The organism is Nisaea sp. (assembly GCF_017640745.1).
GTDB lineage: Bacteria > Pseudomonadota > Alphaproteobacteria > Thalassobaculales > Thalassobaculaceae > Nisaea.
Genome location: NZ_JAEPQA010000002.1, coordinates 252848 through 277186, shown reverse-complemented (window position 1 = coordinate 277186; position 24339 = coordinate 252848). Strand labels below are relative to the sequence as shown.

The following is a 24339-nucleotide window of genomic DNA, read 5'->3' as shown; positions in this document are numbered from 1 at the left end:
ATCCCCCGCCAAGGCCTTTCGCACCTTCGTCACGACACGTTTCAATAAAAGGGTTCACCCCCATGCCTGCCATTACGCTTCCCGACGGTTCCGTCCGTTCGTTCGACGCCGCCGTCACCGGCGCGGAAATCGCCGCCGATATCGGACCCGGCCTCGCCAAGGCGGCGATCGCCGTCCGTATCAACGGCAAACTCAGCGACCTCTCGGTTCCGATCACCGAAGACAGCGAAGTCGCGCTCGTCACCAAGAAAAACGACGAGGCGCTCGAGCTGATTCGGCACGACTGCGCCCACATCATGGCCGAGGCCGTGCTGGAGCTCTATCCCGAAACCCAGGTCACCATCGGCCCGGCGATCGAGAACGGCTTCTACTACGATTTCTATCGCGAAGAGCACTTCACGCCCGAGGATCTGGAAAAGATCGAGCAGCGGATGCACGAGATCGTCGACCGCGACGAGCAGATCACGCGCGAGGAATGGGACCGCGACGAGGCGGTACTGCACTACAAGAAGGTGCACGAGCCCTTCAAGGTCGAGCTGGTCGAGACCATTCCCTCCGGCGAGACCATCAGCTTCTACCGCCAGGGCGGGTTCCTGGATCTCTGCCGCGGCCCGCACATGCCGTCGACGAAATATACCGGCCATGCCTTCAAGCTGATGAGCGTGGCCGGCGCCTACTGGCGCGGCGACAGCAACCGCCCGCAGCTGCAGCGCATCTATGGCACCGCCTGGCCGGACCAGAAGCAGCTCGATGCCTACCTGCACATGCTGGAGGAGGCGGAGAAGCGCGATCACCGCAAGCTCGGCCGCGAGCTCGACCTCTTCCACATCCAGGAAGAGGCTGTGGGCTCGGTCTTCTGGCACCCGCACGGCTGGACCCTCTACCGCACGATCGAGAACCACCTGCGGAAGAAGCTCGACCGCGCCGGCTACAACGAGGTGAAGACCCCGCAGCTGATCGACCGCTCGCTCTGGGAAGCCTCCGGCCACTGGGAGAAGTTCCGCGAGAACATGTTCACGGCCAATGCCGAGGACGACAAGGTACTCGCCCTGAAGCCGATGAACTGCCCGGGCCATGTGCAGATCTTCAAGCAGGGACTGAAGAGCTACCGCGACCTGCCGCTGCGTCTCTCGGAATACGGCTCCTGCCACCGCAATGAGCCGTCCGGCGCGCTGCACGGCATCATGCGGGTGCGCGCCTTCACCCAGGACGACGCGCATATCTTCTGCACCGAAGACCAGATCACCTCCGAGAGTGTGAAATTCTGCGAGCTGCTGTCCGCGGTCTACAAGGATTTCGGCTTCACCGACGTGCGGGTGAAATTCTCCGACCGCCCGGAAGTGCGCGCCGGCTCCGACGCGATCTGGGACAAGGCGGAAAGCTCTCTGCGCGATGCCTGCGATGCGGCCGGTCTCGAGACCACGCTGAACCCGGGCGAAGGCGCCTTCTACGGACCGAAGCTGGAATTCGTCCTGACCGACGCCATCGGCCGCGACTGGCAGTGCGGTACCCTGCAGGTCGATTTCGTCCTGCCGGAACGACTCGATGCGTCCTATATCGCCGAGGACAGCAGCCGCAAGCGGCCGGTCATGCTGCACCGGGCGATCTTCGGCTCCATGGAGCGCTGGATCGGCATCCTGATCGAACAGTATTCCGGCCGCTTCCCGCTCTGGCTCGCGCCGGTGCAGGGCGTCGTTGCCACCATTACCAACGACGCGGACGACTATGCCGCGAAGGTGATGGAGGCCTGCAAGGCGGCGGGACTGCGCGTCGCGATGGACCGCCGGAACGAGAAGATCAACTACAAGATCCGCGAGCACTCCAATGCCAAGATCCCGGCGATCCTCGTCGTCGGCCGCCGCGAGGCGGAGGAAGGCAAGGTGGCGCTACGGCGGCTCGGCGGACAGGCACAAGAAGTCCTTGCGCTTGACGAAGCCATTACTAGACTTAAGGATGAGGCGTCGGCCCCGGATCACCTTTGATCCGGGCCGTGTTTTCATGCTTAAACCGCAACCGAAACAGTGAATGAAGGAGGCGTTAGATCGCCAGAACACCGTTTAATCAGCCGCCGGCCAAGGACGGCCCGCGGGTGAACCATGACATTTCCGTCGACAAGATCCGCTGCATCGACCCCGAAGGGGAAATGCTTGGCGTCATGACCGTCCAGGAAGGTATCCGGCGCGCAGAGGAATTCGGCCTTGATCTGGTCGAGGTCTCTCCGAGCGCGGAACCGCCTGTCTGCAAGATCCTCGACTACGGCAAATTCAAGTACGAGGCGCAGAAGAAGAAAAACGAGGCCAAGAAGAAGCAGAAGGTCATCGAAATCAAGGAGATCAAGCTTCGTCCGAATATTGACGAGCACGATTTCCAGGTGAAGATGAAGAATGTGCGCAAGTTCATCACCGAGGGCGACAAGGTGAAGGTCACCATGCGCTTCCGCGGCCGCGAGATGGCGCACCAGGAACTCGGCATGGATGTGCTGAACCGGGTCCGCGACGAGATGGACGAAGCCGCGAAGGTGGAATCCCATCCGAAGCTCGAGGGCCGGCAGATGATCATGGTCATCGCACCGCGCTGATCCGGACATTCCGCGACATTCGGTCGCCCACCGGTTCCACAGGCCCCGCTTTCGCGGGGCCTTGGCATTTCCGGCCCATTTTCGGACTGGTCCCGGCGCGCCCGGAGCCTATGTTCAACTCGTTTCAAGTTTCAGAGTTCCGGAAAGTTCAGATGGCCTTCGCCGAAAGACACCTGCCCACCGACCATCCCGCCCTCCCGGACGAGAAGATCGGCGTCCTGCTCCTCAATCTCGGCACCCCCGATGCGACCGACTACTGGTCGATCCGTCGCTATCTGAAGGAGTTCCTTTCGGACGGCCGGGTCATCGAGCTGAACCCGCTGAAATGGCAGATCATCCTCAACCTCTTCATCCTGCCGACCCGGCCCTTCAAGACCGGTCACGCCTACGAGCAGATCTGGTTGAAGGAGACCGACGAGTCCCCGCTCCGGCTCTACACCCGCAACCAGGCGGAAAAACTCGGCGCCATGCTGTCCGCAAAACACCCGAACATCGTCGTCGATTGGGGCATGCGCTACGGCAACCCGAGCACGGAGAGTCGGATCCGCGCACTGCAGGAACAGGGGTGCGAACGCGTCCTCCTGGTCGCGCTCTATCCGCAATTCAGCGCCAGCACCACCGCGACGGCCTACGACAAGGCCTTCGAGGCGCTGATGAAGATCCGCTGGCAGCCGGCGATCCGGACCGCGCCGGCCTATCACGACCATCCGGCCTATATCGAGGCGCTGGCCAACTCCGTCGAGAGTCACCTGAAGGGTCTCGACTGGACGCCGGATCTGGTGATTACCTCCTACCACGGCTTGCCGGAACGCTATTTCCGGAACGGCGATCCCTACCATTGCCATTGTTTCAAGACCACGCGCCTGATGCGCGAGAAGCTCGGCTGGACGGAGAACCGGATGATGGTGGCGTTCCAGTCCCGCTTCGGCCGGGAGGAATGGCTGAAGCCCTACCTGCAGGACACGGTGGAGCAACTGCCCTCAAAAGGCGTCAAGAACCTCGCCATCATCTGCCCCGGCTTCTCCGCCGATTGCGTTGAGACACTCGAGGAAATCAATATCGGGATCCGCGAAACCTTCGAGGAAGCGGGCGGGGAGAACTTCACCTATATCCCGTGCCTGAACGACACCGAGGACGGGATGAGGGTGATCGAGGCACTGGTGAAACAGGAGCTGGCGGGCTGGGTCTAGCATCAAACCTGGCGGCTGACAGCGTTATCCGTGCGGCGGCGGCGATAAGCTCGCGCCCGTAGCGCCGCAAGTTCTCTTGCAAGGCATCTTTTAGAGTCCGGCGGAACCGTAAGGTTTCCCGGCGCCCTCCATGCAATAAAGAACACGACAGAGAAACTCCGAAATTAACCTTTCATTGCTTTAATTTCACCCAAGAAAACCTCAAATGCGATTTAAAATTGCCAAAAAGGCTCAATGACTTACCTTCGTTTTCTATAGCTTTCCTTAACAATTCCATTATCATATTAGTGAAACAATATGCGATTCCGTCATCATTTTAGGCGAGGAGCTGTAGATGTTCGGGTTCGGTAAAGAAAAGACTGCCGAGGAGGAAGCTGAACAACGCCGGATCGAAGCCATGAAGGTCTCGATCGAGGGAGCGCTCGTTCAGATGAAGAAGCAGGCTGAAGCGGGTCTGACCGATCGCTGCGAGGCCGGCGCGAAGCGCCTGACCGAGGCCTTGAAAAATCCGAAGCTTCCCAAGGACTACGCGAAACAGGCGCGCGACGGCGTGGACCGGCTTATGCTGCACGCCTTCATGAAGGCGACCGCGCTCGCCTCCAAGGCCGCGATCGATGCCGGCAAGGCAGACGATCTCGAGACCCGCTCCGCCAAGGTCAAGGAGGCGCGCGAGAAGCTATCCGGCGCCATGAAGTACAAGGCGCCGCAGGATTTCAAGCAGCAGTGCGAGCGCATGCTGGAGGTCGCAATGATGTCCGGCGGCGTGAAAGCAAAAGGCCCGACCAAGGCCAAGCCGCTCGATACCGCGCCGAAGGTCGAAAACAAGGCAAAACCGGCCGACACCGCTCCGCCACCGCCGAACAAGGCGAAGAAACCTGTCAAGGCCGGGGAACGCAAGGTGAAGCCGCTGCACGATTACGAGAAGCCTGTCGGCGCCTGAGGCCCGGTCACGCGTTCTCCCCTCAATCTCCTCTTCCCTCGTCCCGGAACGGTGCGGGATGCATTCTTGTCGTTCCACAATCGGTGGATCCCGCTGCCCGACGGGATGATGACCTCCCAGTGAAAACGTTGAATTCCTGACACCTCGCTCGGCTGGCACAACGATTCCGCGAGCGCGTGCATTTTTAGATGGTAATTACATAAAAAGCATTTTAATATTTACGTATCGTTAACCATGCACCATCAACAGAAAGTTGGAGGGATGCAGATGTTCGGACAGACAGAGACCAGAACGGTCGAGGACGCCGCGGCACTCAGCCGGATTCACGTTCTGGCACCAGCGGTAAACGGTGCCCTTTCCCGGATCAAACAGCGCGCGGAACACGGCCACATGGACCGCTGCGAAGAGTCGGCGAGGAGCCTCAAGGAGGCGATCCGGAATGCGAAACTGCCGAAAGATTATACCGAGGAAGCAAACGCAGCGATCGATGCGCTGATGCTGCAGGCCTTCATGAAGGCGACCTCCGTCGCCGCAAGGGCCGCCATCGAGGCCGGCCGCGAAGACGAGATCGAACGGCGCGCGATGAAGATCCGCGAGGCCCGCGCGCAGCTCGCCGGCGCGATCCGCTACAAGGCGCCCAAAGAATTCCAGCGCAAATGCGAGCGCATGCTGGAGACCGCCCTCTACTCCGGCGGTGTCCGCGCCAAGGGCCCGACACGGGCGAAGCCGGATTATTCCGCCTTGGAGCTGCAGGCCGCGGTTTAAGAACCACCCTCTACACGGACATCATCCCGGACCTGCTCCGGGATGACGCGACCAACAAAAAAGGCCGGGCGTCTGCCCGGCCTTTTGCCGTTCTGATACTCGACCCGGAACTTACCCACGGATCCGGCCCCCGACAGCCTTTTCGACCTGGGCGACAATTTTCTGTCCAACGACCTCGATCTGCTCGTCCGTCAGGGTCGCGTCGACCGGCTGGAGAGTAACCTGGATGGCGAGCGACTTCTCGTTCTCGCCGAGCCCCTTACCCTGATACTCGTCGAAGAGACGCACGCCGGAAATCAGCGCCTTGTCGGCACCGGCCGCGGCCCGGACCAGCTTCTCCGCCGGCACGTCCTTCTCCACCACGAAGGCGAAGTCGCGGGTCAGAGGCTGGAACGGAGAGAGCTTGAGGAAGCTCTTCGCCGCGCCTTTGGATTTCGGTACCGGCACCTTCTCGAGGAAGATCTCGAACGCCACCGCCGGGCCCCTCACATCCATCTCTTTCAGCACCTTCGGGTGCAACTCGCCGAAATAGGCCAGCACGTTCGGGCCAAGACGCAGCGCACCTGAGCGGCCCGGATGGTACCAGGCCGGTGCATCGGTCGAGACCTGCAGGTTGCCCGCCGGCGCGTCCAGAGCTTCCAACAAAGCAACGACGTCAGCTTTCGCGTCGAAGGCGTCCACCGGCCGGGTCGCGCCTGCCCAGTCCTTCGGACCGGTGCGGCCGACGCGGATGCCGGCGATCACCTTGGACTGCCCCTTCGGTGTCGCGTCCGCATATTGCGGACCGACCTCGAAGAGCGAAGCGTCGCCGTTGCCCATGTTCGCGTTCCGCGCGGCGGCCGCGAGCAGGTTCGGCAGGATCGACGGACGCATCACGTCGAGCTCGCTCGAGATCGGGTTGACCAGCGTCAGTTCCGCCGCGCCGCCCCCGAAAAGCTCGGCCTCCGCGCGGGAGAGGAAGGAGAAGGTCACCGCCTCCAGCATGCCGCGGGCGGAGAGCACGCGCTTCGCCCGACCCTCGCGGACCTGTTCCTTGGAGAGCGCCGGCTCCGGAACCACATGGCCGGTTTCCATCGAGACCACCGGGATCTCGTCATAGCCGTTGATCCGGAGGATTTCCTCGACCAGGCAGGCCTCGCCCTCGACGTCGCGGCGCCACGGCGGCACCACGGCGCTGATGCTCTCGCCGCTGCCGGAGACCTCGAAGCCGAGATCCATCAGGATCTGCTTCGCCTTCTGCTCGGGGATGTCGATGCCGCCGAGGGAACGGATGCGGGAATGGCGGAGCGTGATGGTGCGCTTCCAGTCTTCTTCCTGGCCGTGCACCACGAGTTCGCTCATCTCGCCGCCGCAGATCTCCTGCACCAGCTTCGAGGCGAGATGCACGCCCCAGGTCGGGCCGGTCGGATCGAGGCCGCGCTCGAAACGGTAGCGCGCGTCGCTCAGCACGTTCAGCTTACGGCCGGTCATGGCGACCGAGATCGGATCGAAGATCGCGACCTCGAGATACATGTTCACCGTCTCGTCGGTGCAGCCCGTACGCTCGCCGCCCATGATGCCGGCCATGTCGTCGATGCCGTGCTCGTCGCCGAGCACCAGCATGCCGTCCTCGAAGGTGTAGGTCTTCTCGTTCAGCGCCTCGTAGCTCTCGCCGGCCTTTGAAAGGCGGATGCGGATCGCGCCGCCGGACACCTTGTCGGCGTCATAGGCATGCAGCGGACGGCCGACATCCATCATCATGTAGTTGGTGATGTCGACGAGACCGGAGATCGGGCGCAGGCCTATCGCGGTCAGCCGGTCCTGCATCCATTTCGGGCTCGGGCCGTTCTTCACGCCCTTGAAGTAGCGGCCGACGACATAGGGAACCAGCGACGGCTCCGGCACGTCCACGTTCCACTGGATCGGGCTCTTGAAGCTGCCTTTCACCTCCGGAATATCGAGCGGCTTCAGCTTGCCGAGACCGGCCGCGGCGAGGTCGCGGGCGATGCCGCGGACGCCGAGGCAATCGGCCCGGTCCGGGGTGATGGCGATGTCGATCACCGGATCGTCGAGCCCGGCATATTCCGCGAAGGAAGCCCCGACCGGTGCGTCCTCCGGCAGGTCGATGATGCCGTCATGATCCTCCGAGAGCCCCATCTCGCGTTCGGAGCAGAGCATGCCGTTGCTCTCCTCGCCCCGGATGACACCCGGCTTCAGGTCGACGCCCGTGCCGGGGATGTGGCTGCCGGAGGGCGCGAAGACACCCTTCATGCCGGTGCGCGCATTCGGCGCGCCGCAGACCACCTGGATGATCTCCTTGCCGGTATCGACCTTGCAGACGCGCAGCCGGTCGGCGTTCGGATGCTGCACCGCCTCGACCACGTAGGCGATGGTGAAGGGCTTCAGCTTCTCCGCCGGATTGATGAGTTCTTCGACCTCGAGGCCCAGCATCGGCAGGGCGTCGCAGATCTCCTCGAGGCTGGCCTCCGTCTCGAGATGCTCTTTCAGCCAGGACAGCGTGAATTTCATCGGTTGAGGCCTCCGGCCAGAGACGGAACATCGAACGGCATGAAGCCGTAATGCTTCAGCCAGCGCATGTCGCTGTCATAGAAGGGACGCAGGTCCGGAATGCCGTATTTCAGCATGGCGATGCGCTCGATCCCCATGCCGAAGGCGAAGCCCTGATACTCGTTCGGGTCGATGCCGCAATACTGCAGGACCTTCGGGTGCACCATGCCGCAGCCGAGGATCTCCAGCCAGTCGTCGCCGGCGCCGATCTTGAACTCGCCGCCCTTGCGGGTGCAGCCGATATCGACCTCGGCCGACGGCTCGGTGAAGGGGAAGTAGGACGGACGGAAGCGCACCGGCAGGTCGTCGACGCCGAAGAAGGCGCGGCAGAAATCGATCAGGCAGCCCTTCAGGTGGCCCATATGGGGCGCCTTGTCGATCACCAGCCCCTCGACCTGATGGAACATCGGCGAGTGGGTCGCGTCATGGTCGGAGCGGAAGGTGCGGCCCGGGCAGATCACGCGGATCGGCGGGGTCTTGCTTTCCATGGTGCGGATCTGCACCGGCGAGGTGTGGGTGCGTAGCACGCGCGGCGTGCCGCTCTCGTCCGGCGGCAGGTAGAAGGTGTCGTGCTCCTGCCGGGCGGGATGCTCCGGCGGGATGTTGAGGGCGGTGAAGTTGTAATAGTCGCTCTCGATATGCGGCCCCTCGGCGACCGAGAAACCCATCTCGGCGAAGATCGCGATCAGCTCCTCGGTGGTCTGGGTCAGCGGGTGCACGCGGCCCGCCTCTTCCGGACGCGGCGGGAGCGAGACGTCGATCCGTTCGGCCGCGAGGCGCGCATTCAGCTCCGCATCCTCGAAGGCGGTCTTGCGCGCCTCGATGGCGCCCTGGATCTCGTCCTTCAGACGGTTCAGCGCCTGGCCGGTCTCCTTGCGCTGCTCGGGATCGAGACCGCCAAGCTGCTTCATCAGCCCGGTGATGCGGCCCTTCTTGCCGAGCGCACTGACCCGAAGCTCTTCCAGCGCGGCCAGATCGCCCGCGCCTTCGACGGCGGCGGCGAGTTCCGCTCTCAGTGTTTCGACGTCCTGCATGATCCTCTTCTTACCTCGCTGACGAGACCGGTCCGACCCGGCGCGGGTTCCTTAAAGCAAAAGGGGCCCGGCAAAGGCCAGACCCCTTTTCAACTCTTTTACCGATGGGTTGCCGGACAAGTCCGGCGCCCCCGAATTAGTCGGCTTTTGCGAGCGCGGCCTGGGCTTGATCGACCAGGCTCTTAAACGCCGCCGGCTCGTGGATCGCGAGATCCGAGAGCACCTTGCGGTCGAGCTCGACACCGGCCTTCTTCAGACCATTCATGAACTTGGAATAGGTCAGACCGTAAGCGCGGACGCCGGCGTTGATGCGCTGGATCCAGAGCGCGCGGAAATCGCGCTTGCGGGTGCGGCGGTCGCGATAGGCGTACTGGGCCGCCTTCTCCATCGCCTGCACGGCAACGCGGAAGACGTTCTTCCGACGGCCGTAATACCCCTTGGTCTTGTCCGTAACCTTCTTGTGGCGGGCGTGAGCCGTGACGCCCCGTTTTACACGTGCCATCTCTGCTGCCCTCTCTTAAGCGTACGGAAGGAACTGTTTGACGATGCGTGCATCGGCGTCGGAGAGGATCATCGTTCCCCGGGCCTTGCGCTTCATCTTCTGGGATTTGTTGGACAGCTGGTGGCGCTTGTAGGCGACGTTGCCGCGAACCTTGCCGCTGCCAGTGAGCCGGAACCGCTTCTTGGCGCCGCTCTTGGTCTTCATCTTGGGCATTTCGATCTCCGTTTTTGGCGGTTTTCCCTTGCCGGCCAGGCATGCCCTACAAGCCATGACGCGGCGCTGCCCCAAGATCGCTCTTGGGGAGGCGGGTTTATACAGAGCGGACGCGGGAGAATCAAGCGGTCTCTCGGCTCGGGAAATTGTCCGCGCAGCGCCGATGTGAGATATTCGGAACCGGGACCGCTCCCTCGTACTCTGGTGGTGATGCTATGAACAGCCAAAGCCAATCGAGTGGCGGACAACGCCTCTGTTTCATTGTGACCTCACACGATCCGCTGGCCTACGAGCTCCGGGACAGCGTCGTCGAGCCTGCAATCCACGATGCCGGACTTCTCGTCATCCGCTCAGACGACGTTGAATATGGAGACCGGCTTTCGTCGGCGATCTGGAGCGCGATCGAGAGATCGGCCGTTATGCTCGCCGTGGCGACAGCGCAGAGCCCGCATGTCTATTACGAGCTCGGTATCGCCCACGGCATCGGCGTGCCGACGCTGGTTCTTGTCCGAGAAGGACTTGAATTGCCCGTCGACACATCCGGTTTCGAGATGCTGACCTTCGGCGATAACGGGCCCGTCCGGGCCGCCGTTGCCTCGAAACTGAAAGAGATGCTCGCGGCGAAGGCGGTAGCCTGAGAGGACAGCGTACCTAGGACCGGGTGCGGATCGCGAATGTCAGCGCGAAAGCGATGATGGCGCAGACCGCGATCGAGCCCGCTAGCGGAACGGCCGTGCCGTCGAAGAACGGCCCGGCCGCGATCACGATCAGCCCGCCGGTCAGCATCTGGAGCGTCCCACCGAAGGACGACGCCAGCCCCGCATTATCGCCATGCTCCTCCAGCGCCATCACCATGGTGGTCGGGAAGACCAGTCCGAAGCCGGAAAAGGCAAGAACCAGAAGCCCTACCAACAGAAAAAGCGGCACCTCGAAGGCAAGGGTACAGGCGAACAGCAGCATAGCCGCTCCGGCGAAGAACGCGGTGCCGCCGCGGATTACCTTGCGCAGCGGAAAACGCTCCGCGAGCGGACCCGCTACCTGCGAGGCGCCGATGAAGCCGATGGCGTTGACCGCGAAGGCCATGGCGAACTCTGTCGGGGCCAGCCCGTACTGGCCGCGATAGACGAAGGCGGCCGAGGCTATGAAGACGAAGAAAGCGGAGATCCCGAAGGCGCCGATAAAGGTATAGGCCATGAAGTTGCGGTCGCGCAGCAGCCCGCCCATGCCGCGGACCAGCGCCCGGACGTTGAGCGGCACGCGCTCGCTCCGCGGGAGAGTCTCCGGCAGCATCGTCAACGTGATCAATAGGCTGACGACGGCAGCAGCGCAGATGATGGCGAAGATCGCCCGCCAGCCGCCGATCGGGATGACCAGGCTGCCGGTCAACGGCGCCAGCATCGGGGAGATCGAGATCACCAGCATGATGAGCGCCATCAGCTTGGTCGCCGCCGCGCCGGTATACATGTCGCGGATGATCGCCCGCGGCAGCACCATGAGCGCGGCCCCGCCTAGCCCCTGCAGGCACCGCCAGAGCACCAGCTCCGTCGCCGAGCCGGATAGCGCCGAGCCGGCCGAACCCGCGAGGAAGACGAGCAGACCGACTATGGTCGGGATCTTCCGCCCCGCTTGGTCCGCCCAGGGACCGTAGATCATCTGCGCGATGCCGAAGGCGATGAAATAGGAGGTGATGGTCGCCTGGATCTCCGCCTCGCCGACTCCGAAATCCGCAACGATCTCCGGCATCGCAGGCAGGTACATGTCGATCGCGAAGGGTGCGACGAGGGACAGCAGCCCAAGCACCAGCGCGGCGCGCCAGAGGCCAAGCGTCATGAAACGTTCCTTGTATCCGAGCGGAGAAGAGGATCCGGCCGAGCACCGGTGCCCTTGCTTATACAGAATGAAAGTAGGCGTTACGACCGCTCGTTGACCGGGCGAGGCCGGACACGCCGGACGTTCACGCGCCCCGCTCGCCGGCGCGCAGCTTCTCCAGCCGGGCTTCGCGCACCGGTCCAGTCAGCTCGACCATATGATTGGACACCACGAGCTGGATCCGGTCCTCGCTCGCGACCGGACAGATGATCCGCTCCCAGTCGCAGGGCGCTCGTGAATGCAAGTAAGGGTTCCGGCTGACGATCAGCCGCTTCTCGCGCACCGCCGTATTGTACTGCGAACGAAAGATGTCCCCGATCTCCGAACGGAAATCGGAAACCCACTTTCCGGTCATGTCGAAACCCGACCTGGACGCGATCTCGCTGCCGTAGAGCCGGTAACGGAAATCCTGCCGCTCGCGGTCGAGTTCCAGAACCATGATGTTGCCAAGCCAGGGTTTCAGCGTCTCACCCGAGAAATCCTTGCGGTCCGCGAAGGCGCCATTCGGCTTTTTCTTCAGGCAATAGGACAGGAAGGAAACAGACCGTTCATGGTCGACTTTTCCCTGCTCCGTTTCCGGGTACCAGACCTTGATATCGCTCGGGTCGATCACGGGCGGCTTTGCCCCCTGTCAATCTCAAGTTACGCCGATTTCTTCTAGCCGGACGTACAAGTTTATCAGTTTAGGGAGAAATTGCTGCACTTCAATGAAGCGAGCAGATTCGCTTTATCGAAAACCGCGATTCGGAATCGTTGACCTCCGCTCCGCCCGGCCCTAGCTTCCGCCGCACCAAAACAACTTCAAGGACAGGATCCATGACCTCCCGTATTTCCACCGAGATCGCCGAGAACGCCCGCGCCTGGCCGTTCGAGGAAGCGCGTAAAATCGCCGCGCGGCTCGGGGGCAAGAAACCGGAGAAAGGTCATGTGATCCTGGAAACCGGCTACGGCCCCTCAGGCCTGCCGCATATCGGCACTTTCGGCGAGGTCTTCCGCACCACCATGGTGCGCCGCGCTTTCGAACTTCTGCGCCCGGACGTTCCGACCCGCCTGATCGCCTTCTCCGACGACATGGACGGTTTCCGCAAGGTGCCGACCAACCTGCCGAACCAGGAGATGCTGAAGCAGTATCTGAACAAGCCGCTGACCAAGGTTCCGGACCCGTTCGGCACGCACGAGAGCTTCGGCGCGCACAACAACGCGCGGCTGCAATCCTTCCTCGACAGCTTCGGCTTCGAGTACGAGTTCATGTCCTCGACCGAATGCTATACGAGCGGCATGTTCGACAAGGCGCTGCTGGAGACCCTGCAGCACTACGACGAGATCATGGCCATCATGCTGCCGACCCTCGGGGCCGAGCGGCAGGCGACCTATTCGCCCTTCCTGCCGGTCTGCCCGACCAGTGGCAACGTGCTGCAGGTGCCGATCCTCGAGCGCAACGTCGATGCCGGCACCGTGGTCTACGAGGACCCGGAGAGCGGCAAGAAAGTCGAGGTCTCCGTCACCGGCGGGAACTGCAAGCTGCAATGGAAGTGCGACTGGGCGATGCGCTGGCACGCGCTTGGCGTCGATTACGAGATGTCCGGCAAGGACCTGATCGACAGCGTCAAGCAGAGCTCCAAGATCTGCCGTGCCCTCGGCACGCCGCCGCCGGAAGGCTTCAACTACGAGCTCTTCCTCGACGAGAACGGCGAGAAGATCTCCAAGTCCAAGGGCAACGGCCTGTCGGTCGAGGAATGGCTGCGCTACGGCTCGCCGGAAAGCCTCTCGCTTTTCATGTTCCAGCATCCGAAGCGCGCCAAGCGGCTCTATTTCGACGTCATCCCGAAGAACACGGACGAATATTTCCAGTTCCTCGACAGCCTCGAAACCGAGACCGACGACGCTAAGAAGGTCGAGAACCCGACCTGGCACATCACCCAGGGCAAGGGCCGCGGCAACGCCGACCAGGTTCCGCTCAGCTTCGGCCTGCTGCTGAACCTCGCGTCCGTCTGCCACGCCGAGGACAAGTCGGTGCTCTGGGGCTTCATCGCCCGCTACGCGCCGGGTGCGACGCCGGAAAGCCATCCGACGCTGGATAAGCTCGCAGGCTACGCGGTGAACTACTATCAGGACTTCGCCCGCCCGGCGAAGCACTACCGCGCCCCGACCGAACTCGAGCGCGCCGCCTTCGAGGATCTCGTCACCGAGCTGAAGGCCCTGCCGGCGGATGCCGACGGCGAGGCGATCCAGACCCAGGTCTACGAGGTCGGCAAACGGCACGCCTTCGAGAACCTCCGCGACTGGTTCAAGGCGCTCTACCAGGTCCTGCTCGGTCAGGACCAGGGCCCGCGCTTCGGCAGTTTCATCGCGCTCTACGGTGTGGACGAGACCATCCAGCTGATCGAGAAGGCGCTGAAGGGCGAGAACCTCGCGGCCTGATCCGGCAAGCTGAGTTCCAACGAAAGCGGCCCTGTCCTCGCGGACAGGGCCGTTTGCGTCAGGGCATACGCTTCCGGATCAGAAGCGGTAGCCGATCCCGATGCCGAAGATCCACGGATCGAGATCCGCATCGACATTGATCGGGCCCGCGCCGAGATTCGTCTTGATCGTGGTATCGAGGAACACCTTCTTCACATCGAAGTTCAACGACCAGGCGCCGGTGATCGCGTAGTCGAAGCCGGCCTGGAGCGCGTAGCCGAAGCCGTCCTCATAGGAGATCGACTGCGCCGAGCCAGGCTTCTCGTTATAGAAGAACGTGTAATTGAGACCCGCGCCGAGATAGGGGCTGAAACGCTCCTTGGGCATGAAGTGGTACTGCAGCGTCAGGGTCGGCGGCAGCAGGCGGACGGAACCGAGATCGACATTCGGGTTCTTCCAGTCGAGATCGTGCTTGGTCGTCGCCGCGATCAGTTCGAGCGCGATATTGTCGGTGACGAAATAGGAGAAATCGACCTCCGGCACGTAGTCGTCGGTCAGCTCGCCCTTGCCGACCGTCAGGTCGCTGGAGGAGGTGGATTCATCCGGCATCATCGCGATGCCGCGGGCGCGGATGACGAAATCGCCGGCCGATTTGGGCTTGAATTCGTCGGACTGGGCGAGCGCCGGGCCGCTGACGGCCACGAGTGAACCAAACACGGCGACGGCGGCGGCCAGAGCCGTCCATTTCCCCGAGAGTTTCATTGATCTGTCCTCATATTGCAGAATTGCTGCGCTGCAAACTGCACCCGGATGCGTCCTGCCGCTTTGACGCAGATCAACAGGAGAAGTTATTTATCTTGTTGTTTTTGAGCGATTATTTTCTGACAAAGATCAACTGGCGACAGGCGCGATGAAGCAGGTCGAGAGCGGCGGACAGGTTTGATCGTGACTTGTGAGTCCCCTCTCGGACCTTGGCCGGATCCCACGCTCCCGAGTAAGGTGCACTGTCCGAATGTCCGCATGCTGTTTCATGAGCACGCCAAGACACTCTCTTTGCAGGCAATATATTGCTACGATCACCATTATAGATGGCTGCACGGAGAAGGTATCGGCGAATGCCCGAAGATCAGAACACACCGGTACCCTCATATTGGCTCCTTCTTGTCGGCGTATTCCTGCTGATACTGCCGCTCGGGTTCTTTCTGGTCGGACCAGACCGGGCGACCGATGCCGAGCGCTACCTCCGGGTGGTCTCAGCTCTGGGCGGCGGCCTGATCGGAGCTTTCATACCCGGTTTCTTGCGTATCGAACTGCCCTATGCCAAGGCCGGGGGCGCCCTTGCAATTTTCCTTGTTATTTACGGCGTCAATCCGCCCGGCATTACGCAAAAACTGTTCTCCGATCTGGAAACGGTTTCCTCGGATTGGGTGGCCGCAGCGAAGGAAGCGCGATCGAGCGGTGCCATTTCGCCTCGCCGGCCTCTTCCGGTTGGCCTATCACAATCTCGAAGCAACTTCGAAACGGCCTGGGAAAACGCGAGGACGACCGAGAAGACAGCGCTGCCGCCGCAGCTAGTCTCCGAAGCGCTTTCCCTTACGTTACGGCTCTACCGTATTCAGGAAATCGAGAGCGAAACCAAGCCGACGGCGTTCAAGTGGGCAGACATCGCAATAGCGTATTTTGAGCAAATCAATCACCGGGAGTTTCTGGTCGAGGCCTTGCTGGACAAGGCAGCGCTCTATCTAGAACTCTCGCAGATAGAGCATACGGATCCGGACTCGTGGCGGGCAATTGCCCAAGCAGGCGACAAAGTCATCGCTCGCGCATTCTCGCTCGCGGAAGCAAAACAAAAACCTGACACGCTGAGGCTGTGGAGCCGGTTCTTTTACAATATTGCGCGCCCGAAATCCGGCAACCTGACGAAAGATTGGGACAATACCTACCTGCTCGCATCTCTGGAAAAGATGGAGGAGGCCTACAGCCTTGATCCAGAGAGAATGAGCAACGCCACCCAACTGGCTCGGACGATGCAAAAGGCGGCCGCCAACCCGCCGCAGGCTACGGACCCTCTTTGGACGAAGAAGCTGCGGGCAACCCAGGAAAAGCTCTTGCGGACTTGGGAGAATAACGAGGCCGCACTGACATCGCCGACGCAGCGCATTCCGCCGCTCAATATCATTGCCGTTCTGACTCTGAACGTTGTCACCCGGGAATGGCTCGAGACTCCGTCCGGGCAGTCGGAAGAGCGCGGCACCGGACTAATTCGAGAAATGAATGACGTGGCAATCAGGGCGCAGCGCGAGGCGATCACTCTTCTTCCCAGCACGGAATGGGAAGAAGACTATGATTTCGATATGTATTACGACCTCGCCAGAATGCAGGGAGTCGCATGCCGTATTACCAGTGACGCAGGGCTGCAGCGCCCTGAAGCGTTCTGCAACGAGGCATTCAAGAACTTCGCGATTGCCAAGAAGCGGGCAACTTCGATTCAGTTGAACGCATCGCGCCAGGCGATGATCTCGGATCCTATTGCAGCGGCAATCCCAGAGCCCGCAAAAACCAAAATCGCCAACCTTCTTGATGACCCGAGCACAGATTGACGGTCATAGAAGCGCCGCTAGGACCGTAGCCCCACCAGCTCCGCCTTGATCGCCCTTGCCAGATATTTCGAATAGATCCGCCCCTGCGCGAAGCTGCCGCCGGTGTACCAGAGGCCGGGCTGCGGCGTCGGGGTCCACATGTTGTTGAGCTCCTGGATCTCGGGGTCGATGTCCCAGACCTTGCCGACTCGGTCCGCAACATCGTCACCGAACAGCACGCGGGTCATATGGTCCTGGCCCTTGTAGCCGGTCGCGAGCACGATCAGGTCGGCCTCGCGCAGCGCGCCGTCCTTCATCCTGAGCCCGCCCGCCTCGAACTGCGCGATATCCGCATACTGGATCAGGCCGATGCGGCCCGCCGCCATCAGGTCCGAGGCGCCGACATTAAAATAATAGCCGCCGCCGCGGGTGCGGTATTTCAGCGGCCAGCCGGTCCCGCCCTCGCCGAAATCGAGCCGGAAGCCGACCTTCTCCAGCCCGTCGAGCAGCGGCTTGTCGATCTCCTTCACCTTGTCGGTGATGATCTTGTGCGCGACGCGGACGACCGGGAAGGGTGTCGCGACATTGATCAGGTCGCGGTCCTCGTGGCTCGGCCCCTCGCCCCAGTAGATCCCGTCATAGAGCTGCGCGCTCGGCTCGATATTCACGATCAGGGTCGGGCTGCGCTGGATGATGGTGACGTCCGCGTCGTTGCCTTCGAGGTCCTGCGCGATGTCGTGCGCGCTGGTGCCGGTGCCGAAGATATAGACGCGTTTTCCCTTCCAGTCCTTGCCGGCGGTGAACTGGCTCGAATGCAGCACCGGACCCTTGAACCGGTCGAGAGTCGGGATCTCGGGGATGTTAGGCGCGCCGCTGACGCTGGTCGCCATGATGATATGGCGCGGCCGCATGACGCGCTCGGTGCCGTCTGCGAGCGTGAGGCGCGCACTCCAGCAGCCGGCCTCATCGTCCCACTCCGCGCCCTCGAAGCTGGTCTCGGTCCAGAAATTGATGTCCATGGCGTCGACATAGGATTCGAGCCAGTTGGCGATGCGGTCCTTCGGGATGTAGGTCGGCCAGCCCTCGGGAAAGCGCATATAGGGCAGGTGATTGCTGTGGATGTAATTGTGCAGCCGGAGCCCGTGATAGCGCAGGCGCCAATTATCCCCGACCCGCTTCATCCGGTCGACCACCAGCGTGTCCACGTCGAGCCGGGCGAGCCTTGCCGCCGCCGTCAGCCCGGCATGGCCGCCGCCGACGATCAGCACTTCCGGGTCACGGTCCTTGTAGGCGCGCTCGACCGCGCGTTTGTCCGCCCAGTTCGGCCCGTGGAATTTCGGGTTGAAAGCGGGATCGTCCTTCTCCTCGAAGATCCGCGCCTCCTCGTAGCCCTTCAGGTCGTCCAGCGTGGTCGCGAAGACCCAGGCCCGGGGCATGTTGGCCGGATATCTGAGGCGCACGAGGCCAAGCCCGACGCCCTTCTCCGTCTCGAAGGATAGGATCGCCTCGATCACGGACTCGCCCGCCCGCTCGACGATGCGCGGCGGCTCGTGTCCCTCGGCGACGGAGATCGGACCGAGACCTTCATGGGGCGCCTCCGCGGCCAGCCGTTCCGCGATCGCAGCGCCGCCGGAGACCGTCCGCTGGTGCCCGCTGAGGATCAGGACGTCGCGCCAGTAGCTCTCCGTCTCGAAAAGAGTCTCCAGCTTCCCGACATTGCCTGCCGCCAGTGCCGCGTTGAAACCGGCGAGCCAGTCTTCCAGCGCCGCCGCGACGGCACGGTCTGCCATCAGGTTCATCGGACATCCTCCCGTTATATTCTTTTCCGGGAAGACTAGGACTCGCCGGGAAAGCTGTAAACGCGGGTGGAAGGCAATTTCACGCTGCCGAAACGGAACGACGTCAGGCGAGCTTCTCCATCACCTTCTCCGCGATCGCCAGCGAGGAGGTGAGGCCAGGGGACTCGATGCCGTAGAGATTGACGAGGCCCGCGACGCCATGGTCGCCGGGGCCCTGGATCATGTAGTCGGCGGCGGCCTCGCCCGGGGCCTGGATCTTCGGGCGGATGCCGGCATAGGCCGGAGTCAGGCTGTCGTCCGGCAGGCCCGGCCAGTATTTGCGCACGGCCGCGTAAAAACTGTCGGAGCGGCGCGGGTCGACGTCGTAGTCGATCTCGTCGATCCATTCCACGTCCGGGCCGAACCGGGCCTGGCCGCCGAGATCGAGCGTCAGGTGCACGCCGAGCCCGGCCGCTTCCGGGGCCGGATAGATCAGGCTCTTGAACGGGGCCGAGCAGCCGGTCAGCTGGTAGTAGTTCCCCTTGCAGAAATATTGCGGCGGGATCGACGCCGCGGGGAAACCCTCGATGTGGCGCATGATGGTCTGGCTGTGCAGGCCGCCCGCGACCACAACCGTCTTCGCCTTCATGGTCAGCCCGTGCAGCCCGCCGACATGCAGCTCGATGCCGTCTTCGGTGACCTTGCCGCCTTCGAGCGGCGCCATGAAGGCGATCATGCCGCCATGCTCTTCCAGGTCCCCCTGGAGGGCCAGCATGTAGGCGTGGCTGTCGATCACCCCGGTCGAGGGCGACCAGAGCGCGGTGACGCAGCGCAGCTCCGGCTCGCGCGCGGTCACCTCGTTGTGGGAGAGGAATTCGAGATCGTGGACGCCGTTCTTCTCCGCCCGCTCCTTGATCTGCTGCAGGGCGGGGATCTGGTCCTCGGAAGTGGCGACGATCAGCTTGCCGAGCTTCTTGTAGGGCACGCCGTGGCTCTCGACGAAATCGTAGAGCAGATGCTTGCCGCGGACGCAGACCTCGGCCTTCAGGCTGCCGGGCGGGTAGTAGATCCCGGCATGGATGACCTCGGAATGGCGCGAGCTGGTCTCGGAGCCGATCAGGTCGTGCTGCTCCAGCACGATGACGTCGCGCCCGGCCATCGCCAGCGCCCGCGCCGCCGCAAGGCCCACGACGCCCGCTCCGACCACTACCGCATCTACCGGTTCCGCCACCTCAATCCTCCGCGCTTCTTAGTTCGTCACCCCGGCGAAGGCCGGGATGACGGTTTTATTCTGATCCAACCGGTTAAAACGGCACCTCATCCGCGTCAATCGGCTCTGCCGGAACGGGTGCCGTCCCGAAAAAGCCACGGGTCTCGCGTACCGCCTCGGCGAGCCCGCAGCGGCGCACCTCGACGCCTTCCGGAAAGGCCCCGAGCAGCCGCGACGGCATCATCGGATCAAGCAGCACGAAGACGCCCCGATCGTCCGCCCGGCGCACCAGCCGCCCGAAGGCCTGCTTCAGCTTCAGGCGTGTCAGCATGTCGGTATAGCTCCCGCCGCCGAAGGCCGAACGGCGGGCCTTGTAGAGGATGTCCGGACGCGGCCATGGCACCCGGTCGAAGACGATCAGGCGGAGCGAGTTGCCCGGCACGTCGACCCCGTCGCGCACCGCGTCGGTGCCGAGCAGGCAGGCGTTCTCCTCCGCCCGGAAGATATCGATCAGGGTGGTGAGGTCGAGCCCGTCGACATGCTGGGCATAGAGCGGAAGGTCCGCTTCGTCGATTTCGCCGGAGATCCGCCGGTGCACCTCGCGGAGGCGCTGGATCGCGGTGAAGAGGCCGAGCGCGCCGCCGCCCGAGGCGAGGAAGAGTTCGCGGTAGGCCGACGCGACCTGCGCCATGTCGTCCTTGCGCACGTCGTTGACGATGAAGACGCGGGTCTGCGCCGGATAGTCGAAAGGCGAGGCGACGGCCGCATGCACCGCCGGCGCCTCCAGCCAGACCGCTCCGGTCCGCTCCTCCGCCGCCTGCCAGTCGCGGAACTCCTCGCCCGTGCCGTCGCGCAGGGTGGCAGAGGTCATCAGCACACCCTGCGCCTGCTTCACCACGGTCTCGGCGAAGGGCCGGCCCGGATCGATCCAGTGCCGGTGCAGGCCGATATCCATGTCCCGTCCGTCGCCGCGCTCGATCTCGAACCAGTCGACGAAAGCCTCCGGTGTCTCGTGGGCAAGCGCCTTCAGCATGTCGCGCCAGGCGCCGAGGGTCATTTCGCCGCGGCGCTGCAGGGAGCGCGCGACCGCCTCGAGACGCAGCCGGATTGCGCTCTCCAGCTCGTCCGCATCCTCGTCGAGCCTGTCCTCAAGCCGCTTCTTCAGCTGCTTGATCGGCGTCAGGATGCGGGCCAGCGCGGCGTCCAGCGCTTCCGCGGCCTCCAGCAGGCCCTCGACAGGCGGATGGGTCTCGGTCTGCATCGAATAGGGACTGTCGGGATGATCGGTGCGGGCATAGACCTGGGCCCGGACCAGCGCCAGGAAACGCTCGGTCTCGCCCCGCGTCTCGCCCTCCGCGATCCGGGTCATCCAGCCCTCGCCCGGCAGCACGCGGGCGGCATGGAGCGCGGCTTCGAGCGCCTCCAGCGCCTCCTCGTCGTCGGCGATCAGGTCCTCGACCCGTTTCTTCAGCCCCCGCGCCCTCCCCGAGCGCCGCCCCTCGGCGCCGATCAGCCAGCGCCGGAGCTCGACCGTCTCGATCGCCGTCAGATGGGCGGAGAAGGCGCTGTCCGCCGCATCGAACACATGGTGCCCCTCGTCGAACACATAGCGGGTCGGCAGCGCGCCGTCGTCGATCCCACCAAGCGCCGCCTGGATCATCACCAGCGCATGGTTGGCGACGACGATCTCGGCCCGACGGGCACGGCGGATCGATTTCTCGATGTAGCATTTGGAATAATGCGGGCAGGCGGAATAGATGCATTCGCCGCGCCGGTCCGCGAGCCCGACAGTGCGCCCGCGCCCGAGCAGGTCGGCAAGCCAGGCCGGGAAGTCGCCGCCCTGCACGTCGCCGTCCCGCGTCGCCTCCGCCCAGCGCGCCATCAGGCCGAGCGCGGTGCCGTATTGCGGCATGGTCGGCAGCGTGTTCACCGCCTCCTCGAGATTGAGCAGGCAGAGATAGTTCTCCCGCCCCTTGCGCACCACCGCCTTCAGCGCCTTCCGGACCGGGTCGGGATAGAGCCGGTCGAGCTCGCCGTCGATCTGGTGCTGCAGGTTGCGGGTATAGGTCGAGACCCAGACTGCGCCCTCGTTCTTCTCCGCCCAGACGCTCGCCGGCGCGATATAGCCGAGGGTCTTGCCGACGCCGGTCCCCGCTTCCGCCAGCACCACGTTCGGGCGCCGTTCCTCGTCCCGCGGGGTGAAGGCGAAGGCGGCGGCGGACGCGTAGTCTGCCTGGCTCGGCCGCGCCTCGGCATCGCTGCCAAGCAACTGTTTCAGGCGCCCGCGCGCCTCGTCTTCCGTCACCGGCTTGTTACCGGCGGGCGGTTCCGGCGCATGCTCCGACCATTCCTCCAGCCGCCGCCAGACCTGCAGCCCGCTCGGCCTGACCGGGCCCGGCGGTGGAAGTTCTCCCGCGCCGAGCGCATGCAGCACCGCCTCGCCCCAGGCCCAGCCGCAATTGCGCATGGTCTCGGCGATCGGCCGGGCGCTCGGGTCGCGTTCCCGCTCGGCGAGTTCGGCGAGCAGAGCCGCTGCCGCGTCGCGCAGCACCAGCGCCTCGTCCTCATGGTCCTTCGGCGGCGCGAGCATCAGAGCCTGGGCGAGCCCGCGCGGCGTCGGCAGGCAGAAGGCGGCGGGCCGTACGAAAGCGAAGAGTTCGAGCACGTCCACCGCCGCGAAACCGTCGAGCCGGAGGCGGCGCACGATCGATCTTGCATGGGCGACGATACAGGGACCGGCGCGCAGGCGACCGGCGGCCTCCTCGTGCGAAATCTCCTCCAGATCGCCGTCCGCGCCGAGCCAGACCGCGACGCGGGGCGCGAGCACGAGGCTCGGCAGGTCGGGCAGGCGGATCTGGCGGTCAGGATCGGACATCCCCACCCTTTATCAAGGCAGCGGCGGGTTTGCCAGAAGTGCATGGAGCCTGCATTCTGTCGCCGGGCGAGGCGGGGAAGACGGATGTACGAGAACAGGCCGGTGACGGATCCGAAAGAGATGGAACTGATCCAGTGGCTCGTCCACCAGTCGTGGGAGAAAGCACCGAACGAACAGCTTGTCGCGGCGACCGCGGAACGCCTTGTCGCCGCCGGTCTGCCGCTCGACCGCTGCCGGGTGGCGATGTACACGCTGCATCCGGAAACCGGCTCGCTGATGTTCGACTGGGACCGCGCCGACAACAGGCCGGATACGGGCCTGCGCCACGAAATCGCCTATTCGAAGGACGAATCGGAGGAATGGAAGGCGAGCCCGCTGCGCCACATGATGGCGACCGGCACGATGAAGCTGCGCCGTCGGCTGACCGGTCCGGAGGCGGAACTGGAATTTCCGGCGCTCGCCGAATTCCGCGACGAGGGATTCACGGACTATTACGCCTGCATGTTCGGCGGCCGGGACACCCTGCGCCTGATCCGGGAGGGCGAACGGAGCTGCGGCGCCATCCTGCGCTGGTCGAGCCGGCACCCGGACGGCTTCTCCGACCGCGACATCGCGCTGATCGACACCATCGTCCCCGCCCTCACCTCGGCGATCCAGGCCCATGTCGATCAGGAGATCGCCCGCAACCTTCTCGACACCTATGTCGGCCCGCTGGTCGGCGGTCGGATCCTCAAGGGGGAGATCCGGCGCGGCATGGCAGAGAGCATCAACGCCGCCCTGATGATCGCGGACCTGACCGATTTCACCAGCGTCAGCGACATTGTCTCCAAGGAGGCGATGGTCTCCGCTCTCAACCGCTATTTCGACGTCATGCTGGAGCCGGTCCATGCGGCGGGCGGACAGGTGCTGAAATTCCTCGGCGACGGCTTCCTTGCGATCTTTCCGCTCGAGGCCGGCCGCGAGGCGGAAACCGCCGGCAAGGCGTTGGAGGCGGCGAAGGCGGCGCTCGCGGCGGTCGACGAGCTCGCCGAGACCGAGGCCGATCTGGAGCGCCCCGCGATGGGGCTCAACGTCGCCCTTCATCTGGGCGAGGTCATGTTCGGCAATGTCGGTTCGCGCAACCGGCTCGACTTCACCGTGATCGGCCCGGCGGTGAACGAGGCGAGCCGGATGGAAAGCCTTTGCCGCTCGCTCGGCACCGACATCATCCTTTCCGAGACCATCGCCAGCCTGTTGCCGGGAAAGACCCGGCTGCTGACCCGCACCGAACTGCGCGGGGTGAAGGGCGAACGCGCGCTCTACGCCCCCGCCGACCCTCTGAAAGCATCCGAATGACCGACACCCGCCTCGACGAGACCGACCGCGCGATCCTCGACTATATCCAGCGGCACGGCCGTGCCGCATATGCCGAGATCGGCGGCCATGCCGGCCTCTCCGTCTCCGCCGTGAACGAGCGGCTGAAGAAGCTGCAGGCCGCGGGCGCGATCCGCGGCTATGGCGCGGTGCTGGAGCCTTCTGCCGTCGGACTCGAGGTGCTGGCCTATGTCTCCGTGCTGATCGACTGGAGCGCGCATAACGAGTCCTTCCTGGAGGCCGTGCTGGCGATGCCGGAAGTGCTCGAATGCCATCATGTGACCGGCGACTGGTCCTATCTCCTGAAGATCCGGACCCGCTCGAACGACGCGCTGGAGGACGTGATCTCCAACCGCATCAAGCTGCTGCCGGGGGTGACCCGCAGCCAGACGGTGATCGCACTGAAATCGCCGAAGGAAAGCGCGGTACTGCCAGTTTAATGCTTAACCATCGTCACCCCGGCGCAGGCCGGGGGCCAGAAATCGTAGAGCGCGAACTTCGCTCCC

20 protein-coding genes are annotated in these 24339 nt (G+C 63.7%); 10 read left to right on the top strand and 10 right to left on the bottom strand.

Annotated features, from left to right (window positions below; translation table 11 throughout):
• Positions 1 to 62 precede the first annotated feature (62 nt).
• The 5 genes from thrS to JJ959_RS03105 all read left to right on the top strand — a co-directional run bounded on the left by thrS (position 63) and on the right by JJ959_RS03105 (position 5473).
• Positions 63 to 1982: a threonine--tRNA ligase gene (gene thrS, locus JJ959_RS03125; RefSeq protein WP_292879804.1), complete on the top strand. Its 1920-nt coding sequence runs from the start codon at positions 63 to 65 to the stop codon at positions 1980 to 1982.
• Positions 1983 to 2089: 107 nt separating this feature from the next.
• Positions 2090 to 2578, top strand: a complete 489-nt coding sequence (infC, locus tag JJ959_RS03120; RefSeq protein ID WP_292879803.1) for a translation initiation factor IF-3 — start codon at positions 2090 to 2092, stop codon at positions 2576 to 2578.
• Between the two features lie 152 nt (positions 2579 to 2730).
• Entirely contained in the window at positions 2731 to 3768 is a 1038-nt protein-coding gene (gene hemH, locus JJ959_RS03115) for a ferrochelatase (protein ID WP_292879802.1), read from the top strand.
• 334 nt (positions 3769 to 4102) lie between these two features.
• Positions 4103 to 4708 carry a hypothetical protein gene (locus JJ959_RS03110; protein WP_292879801.1) on the top strand — a complete coding sequence of 202 codons (606 nt, stop codon included), beginning with the start codon at positions 4103 to 4105 and terminating at the stop codon, positions 4706 to 4708.
• A gap of 267 nt (positions 4709 to 4975) precedes the next feature.
• The gene (locus JJ959_RS03105; RefSeq protein ID WP_292879800.1) at positions 4976 to 5473 is read left to right on the top strand and encodes a hypothetical protein; all 498 of its coding nucleotides are present in this window, start codon (positions 4976 to 4978) and stop codon (positions 5471 to 5473) included.
• A gap of 111 nt (positions 5474 to 5584) precedes the next feature.
• Here the strand turns inward: JJ959_RS03105 and pheT are convergent, their stop codons facing one another.
• From pheT to rpmI, 4 genes are all read right to left on the bottom strand, one after another.
• The gene (gene pheT / locus JJ959_RS03100) at positions 5585 to 7981 is read right to left on the bottom strand and encodes a phenylalanine--tRNA ligase subunit beta (RefSeq protein ID WP_292879799.1); all 2397 of its coding nucleotides are present in this window, start codon (positions 7979 to 7981) and stop codon (positions 5585 to 5587) included.
• Entirely contained in the window at positions 7978 to 9054 is a 1077-nt protein-coding gene (gene pheS, locus JJ959_RS03095) for a phenylalanine--tRNA ligase subunit alpha (protein WP_292879798.1), read from the bottom strand. The genes pheT and pheS overlap by 4 nt, the downstream gene beginning before the upstream one ends.
• A 136-nt stretch (positions 9055 to 9190) precedes the next feature.
• Positions 9191 to 9556 carry a 50S ribosomal protein L20 gene (rplT, locus tag JJ959_RS03090; RefSeq protein WP_292879797.1) on the bottom strand — a complete coding sequence of 122 codons (366 nt, stop codon included), beginning with the start codon at positions 9554 to 9556 and terminating at the stop codon, positions 9191 to 9193.
• Between the two features lie 15 nt (positions 9557 to 9571).
• Entirely contained in the window at positions 9572 to 9769 is a 198-nt protein-coding gene (gene rpmI / locus JJ959_RS03085; protein WP_292879796.1) for a 50S ribosomal protein L35, read from the bottom strand.
• Positions 9770 to 9984: 215 nt separating this feature from the next.
• Here rpmI and JJ959_RS03080 point away from each other — a divergent pair, with 215 nt between their 5' ends.
• On the top strand, positions 9985 to 10407 hold the full coding sequence (locus tag JJ959_RS03080; RefSeq protein ID WP_292879795.1) for a hypothetical protein: 423 nt from the start codon (positions 9985 to 9987) through the stop codon (positions 10405 to 10407).
• A 13-nt stretch (positions 10408 to 10420) separates the two neighbouring features.
• Here JJ959_RS03080 and JJ959_RS03075 read toward each other — a convergent pair whose 3' ends face one another.
• Both JJ959_RS03075 and JJ959_RS03070 read right to left on the bottom strand, forming a co-directional pair.
• A complete protein-coding gene (locus JJ959_RS03075) occupies positions 10421 to 11599 on the bottom strand; it encodes a multidrug effflux MFS transporter (RefSeq protein ID WP_292879794.1) in 1179 nt (392 codons plus the stop codon).
• A 124-nt stretch (positions 11600 to 11723) separates the two neighbouring features.
• Complete coding sequence (locus JJ959_RS03070; RefSeq protein ID WP_292879793.1) at positions 11724 to 12251, bottom strand: hypothetical protein; 528 nt, start codon at positions 12249 to 12251, stop codon at positions 11724 to 11726.
• 203 nt (positions 12252 to 12454) lie between these two features.
• Here JJ959_RS03070 and JJ959_RS03065 point away from each other — a divergent pair, with 203 nt between their 5' ends.
• Positions 12455 to 14059 carry a lysine--tRNA ligase gene (locus JJ959_RS03065; RefSeq protein WP_292879792.1) on the top strand — a complete coding sequence of 535 codons (1605 nt, stop codon included), beginning with the start codon at positions 12455 to 12457 and terminating at the stop codon, positions 14057 to 14059.
• 78 nt (positions 14060 to 14137) lie between these two features.
• On the opposite strand, the gene JJ959_RS03060 is transcribed toward JJ959_RS03065, so the two are convergent.
• Positions 14138 to 14800 (bottom strand): OmpW family outer membrane protein, encoded by a 663-nt coding sequence (locus JJ959_RS03060; protein ID WP_292879791.1) that lies wholly within the window; start codon positions 14798 to 14800, stop codon positions 14138 to 14140.
• A 353-nt stretch (positions 14801 to 15153) separates the two neighbouring features.
• Here JJ959_RS03060 and JJ959_RS03055 point away from each other — a divergent pair, with 353 nt between their 5' ends.
• Positions 15154 to 16638, top strand: a complete 1485-nt coding sequence (locus JJ959_RS03055; protein ID WP_292879790.1) for a hypothetical protein — start codon at positions 15154 to 15156, stop codon at positions 16636 to 16638.
• Between the two features lie 17 nt (positions 16639 to 16655).
• Here JJ959_RS03055 and JJ959_RS03050 read toward each other — a convergent pair whose 3' ends face one another.
• The 3 genes from JJ959_RS03050 to JJ959_RS03040 form a co-directional block, all read right to left on the bottom strand.
• A complete protein-coding gene (locus JJ959_RS03050) occupies positions 16656 to 18416 on the bottom strand; it encodes an NAD(P)/FAD-dependent oxidoreductase (RefSeq protein ID WP_292879789.1) in 1761 nt (586 codons plus the stop codon).
• A gap of 103 nt (positions 18417 to 18519) precedes the next feature.
• Positions 18520 to 19626, bottom strand: a complete 1107-nt coding sequence (locus JJ959_RS03045; protein WP_292879788.1) for an NAD(P)/FAD-dependent oxidoreductase — start codon at positions 19624 to 19626, stop codon at positions 18520 to 18522.
• A gap of 73 nt (positions 19627 to 19699) precedes the next feature.
• Positions 19700 to 22480: an ATP-dependent DNA helicase gene (locus tag JJ959_RS03040; protein WP_292879787.1), complete on the bottom strand. Its 2781-nt coding sequence runs from the start codon at positions 22478 to 22480 to the stop codon at positions 19700 to 19702.
• 84 nt (positions 22481 to 22564) lie between these two features.
• Between JJ959_RS03040 and JJ959_RS03035 the strand changes: the two genes are divergently transcribed.
• Complete coding sequence (locus JJ959_RS03035; RefSeq protein WP_292879786.1) at positions 22565 to 23815, top strand: adenylate/guanylate cyclase domain-containing protein; 1251 nt, start codon at positions 22565 to 22567, stop codon at positions 23813 to 23815.
• A complete protein-coding gene (locus JJ959_RS03030) occupies positions 23812 to 24273 on the top strand; it encodes an Lrp/AsnC family transcriptional regulator (RefSeq protein WP_292879785.1) in 462 nt (153 codons plus the stop codon). Before JJ959_RS03035 ends, JJ959_RS03030 begins: the two co-directional genes overlap by 4 nt.
• Positions 24274 to 24339: the final 66 nt, after the last annotated feature.

Bases quoted from the DNA above. Each gene is read 5' to 3' on its own strand.
- JJ959_RS03105 (WP_292879800.1), top strand. From the start codon at position 4,976: ATGTTCGGACAGACAGAGACCAGAACGGTCGAGGACGCCGCGGCACTC.
- JJ959_RS03075 (WP_292879794.1), bottom strand. From the start codon at position 11,599: ATGACGCTTGGCCTCTGGCGCGCCGCGCTGGTGCTTGGGCTGCTGTCC.
- pheT (WP_292879799.1), bottom strand. From the start codon at position 7,981: ATGAAATTCACGCTGTCCTGGCTGAAAGAGCATCTCGAGACGGAGGCC.
- rpmI (WP_292879796.1), bottom strand. From the start codon at position 9,769: ATGCCCAAGATGAAGACCAAGAGCGGCGCCAAGAAGCGGTTCCGGCTC.
- JJ959_RS03065 (WP_292879792.1), top strand. From the start codon at position 12,455: ATGACCTCCCGTATTTCCACCGAGATCGCCGAGAACGCCCGCGCCTGG.
- JJ959_RS03035 (WP_292879786.1), top strand. From the start codon at position 22,565: ATGTACGAGAACAGGCCGGTGACGGATCCGAAAGAGATGGAACTGATC.
- thrS (WP_292879804.1), top strand. From the start codon at position 63: ATGCCTGCCATTACGCTTCCCGACGGTTCCGTCCGTTCGTTCGACGCC.
- JJ959_RS03110 (WP_292879801.1), top strand. From the start codon at position 4,103: ATGTTCGGGTTCGGTAAAGAAAAGACTGCCGAGGAGGAAGCTGAACAA.
- JJ959_RS03055 (WP_292879790.1), top strand. From the start codon at position 15,154: ATGCCCGAAGATCAGAACACACCGGTACCCTCATATTGGCTCCTTCTT.
- rplT (WP_292879797.1), bottom strand. From the start codon at position 9,556: ATGGCACGTGTAAAACGGGGCGTCACGGCTCACGCCCGCCACAAGAAG.
- JJ959_RS03080 (WP_292879795.1), top strand. From the start codon at position 9,985: ATGAACAGCCAAAGCCAATCGAGTGGCGGACAACGCCTCTGTTTCATT.
- JJ959_RS03060 (WP_292879791.1), bottom strand. From the start codon at position 14,800: ATGAAACTCTCGGGGAAATGGACGGCTCTGGCCGCCGCCGTCGCCGTG.
- hemH (WP_292879802.1), top strand. From the start codon at position 2,731: ATGGCCTTCGCCGAAAGACACCTGCCCACCGACCATCCCGCCCTCCCG.
- pheS (WP_292879798.1), bottom strand. From the start codon at position 9,054: ATGCAGGACGTCGAAACACTGAGAGCGGAACTCGCCGCCGCCGTCGAA.
- JJ959_RS03050 (WP_292879789.1), bottom strand. From the start codon at position 18,416: ATGAACCTGATGGCAGACCGTGCCGTCGCGGCGGCGCTGGAAGACTGG.
- JJ959_RS03040 (WP_292879787.1), bottom strand. From the start codon at position 22,480: ATGTCCGATCCTGACCGCCAGATCCGCCTGCCCGACCTGCCGAGCCTC.
- JJ959_RS03030 (WP_292879785.1), top strand. From the start codon at position 23,812: ATGACCGACACCCGCCTCGACGAGACCGACCGCGCGATCCTCGACTAT.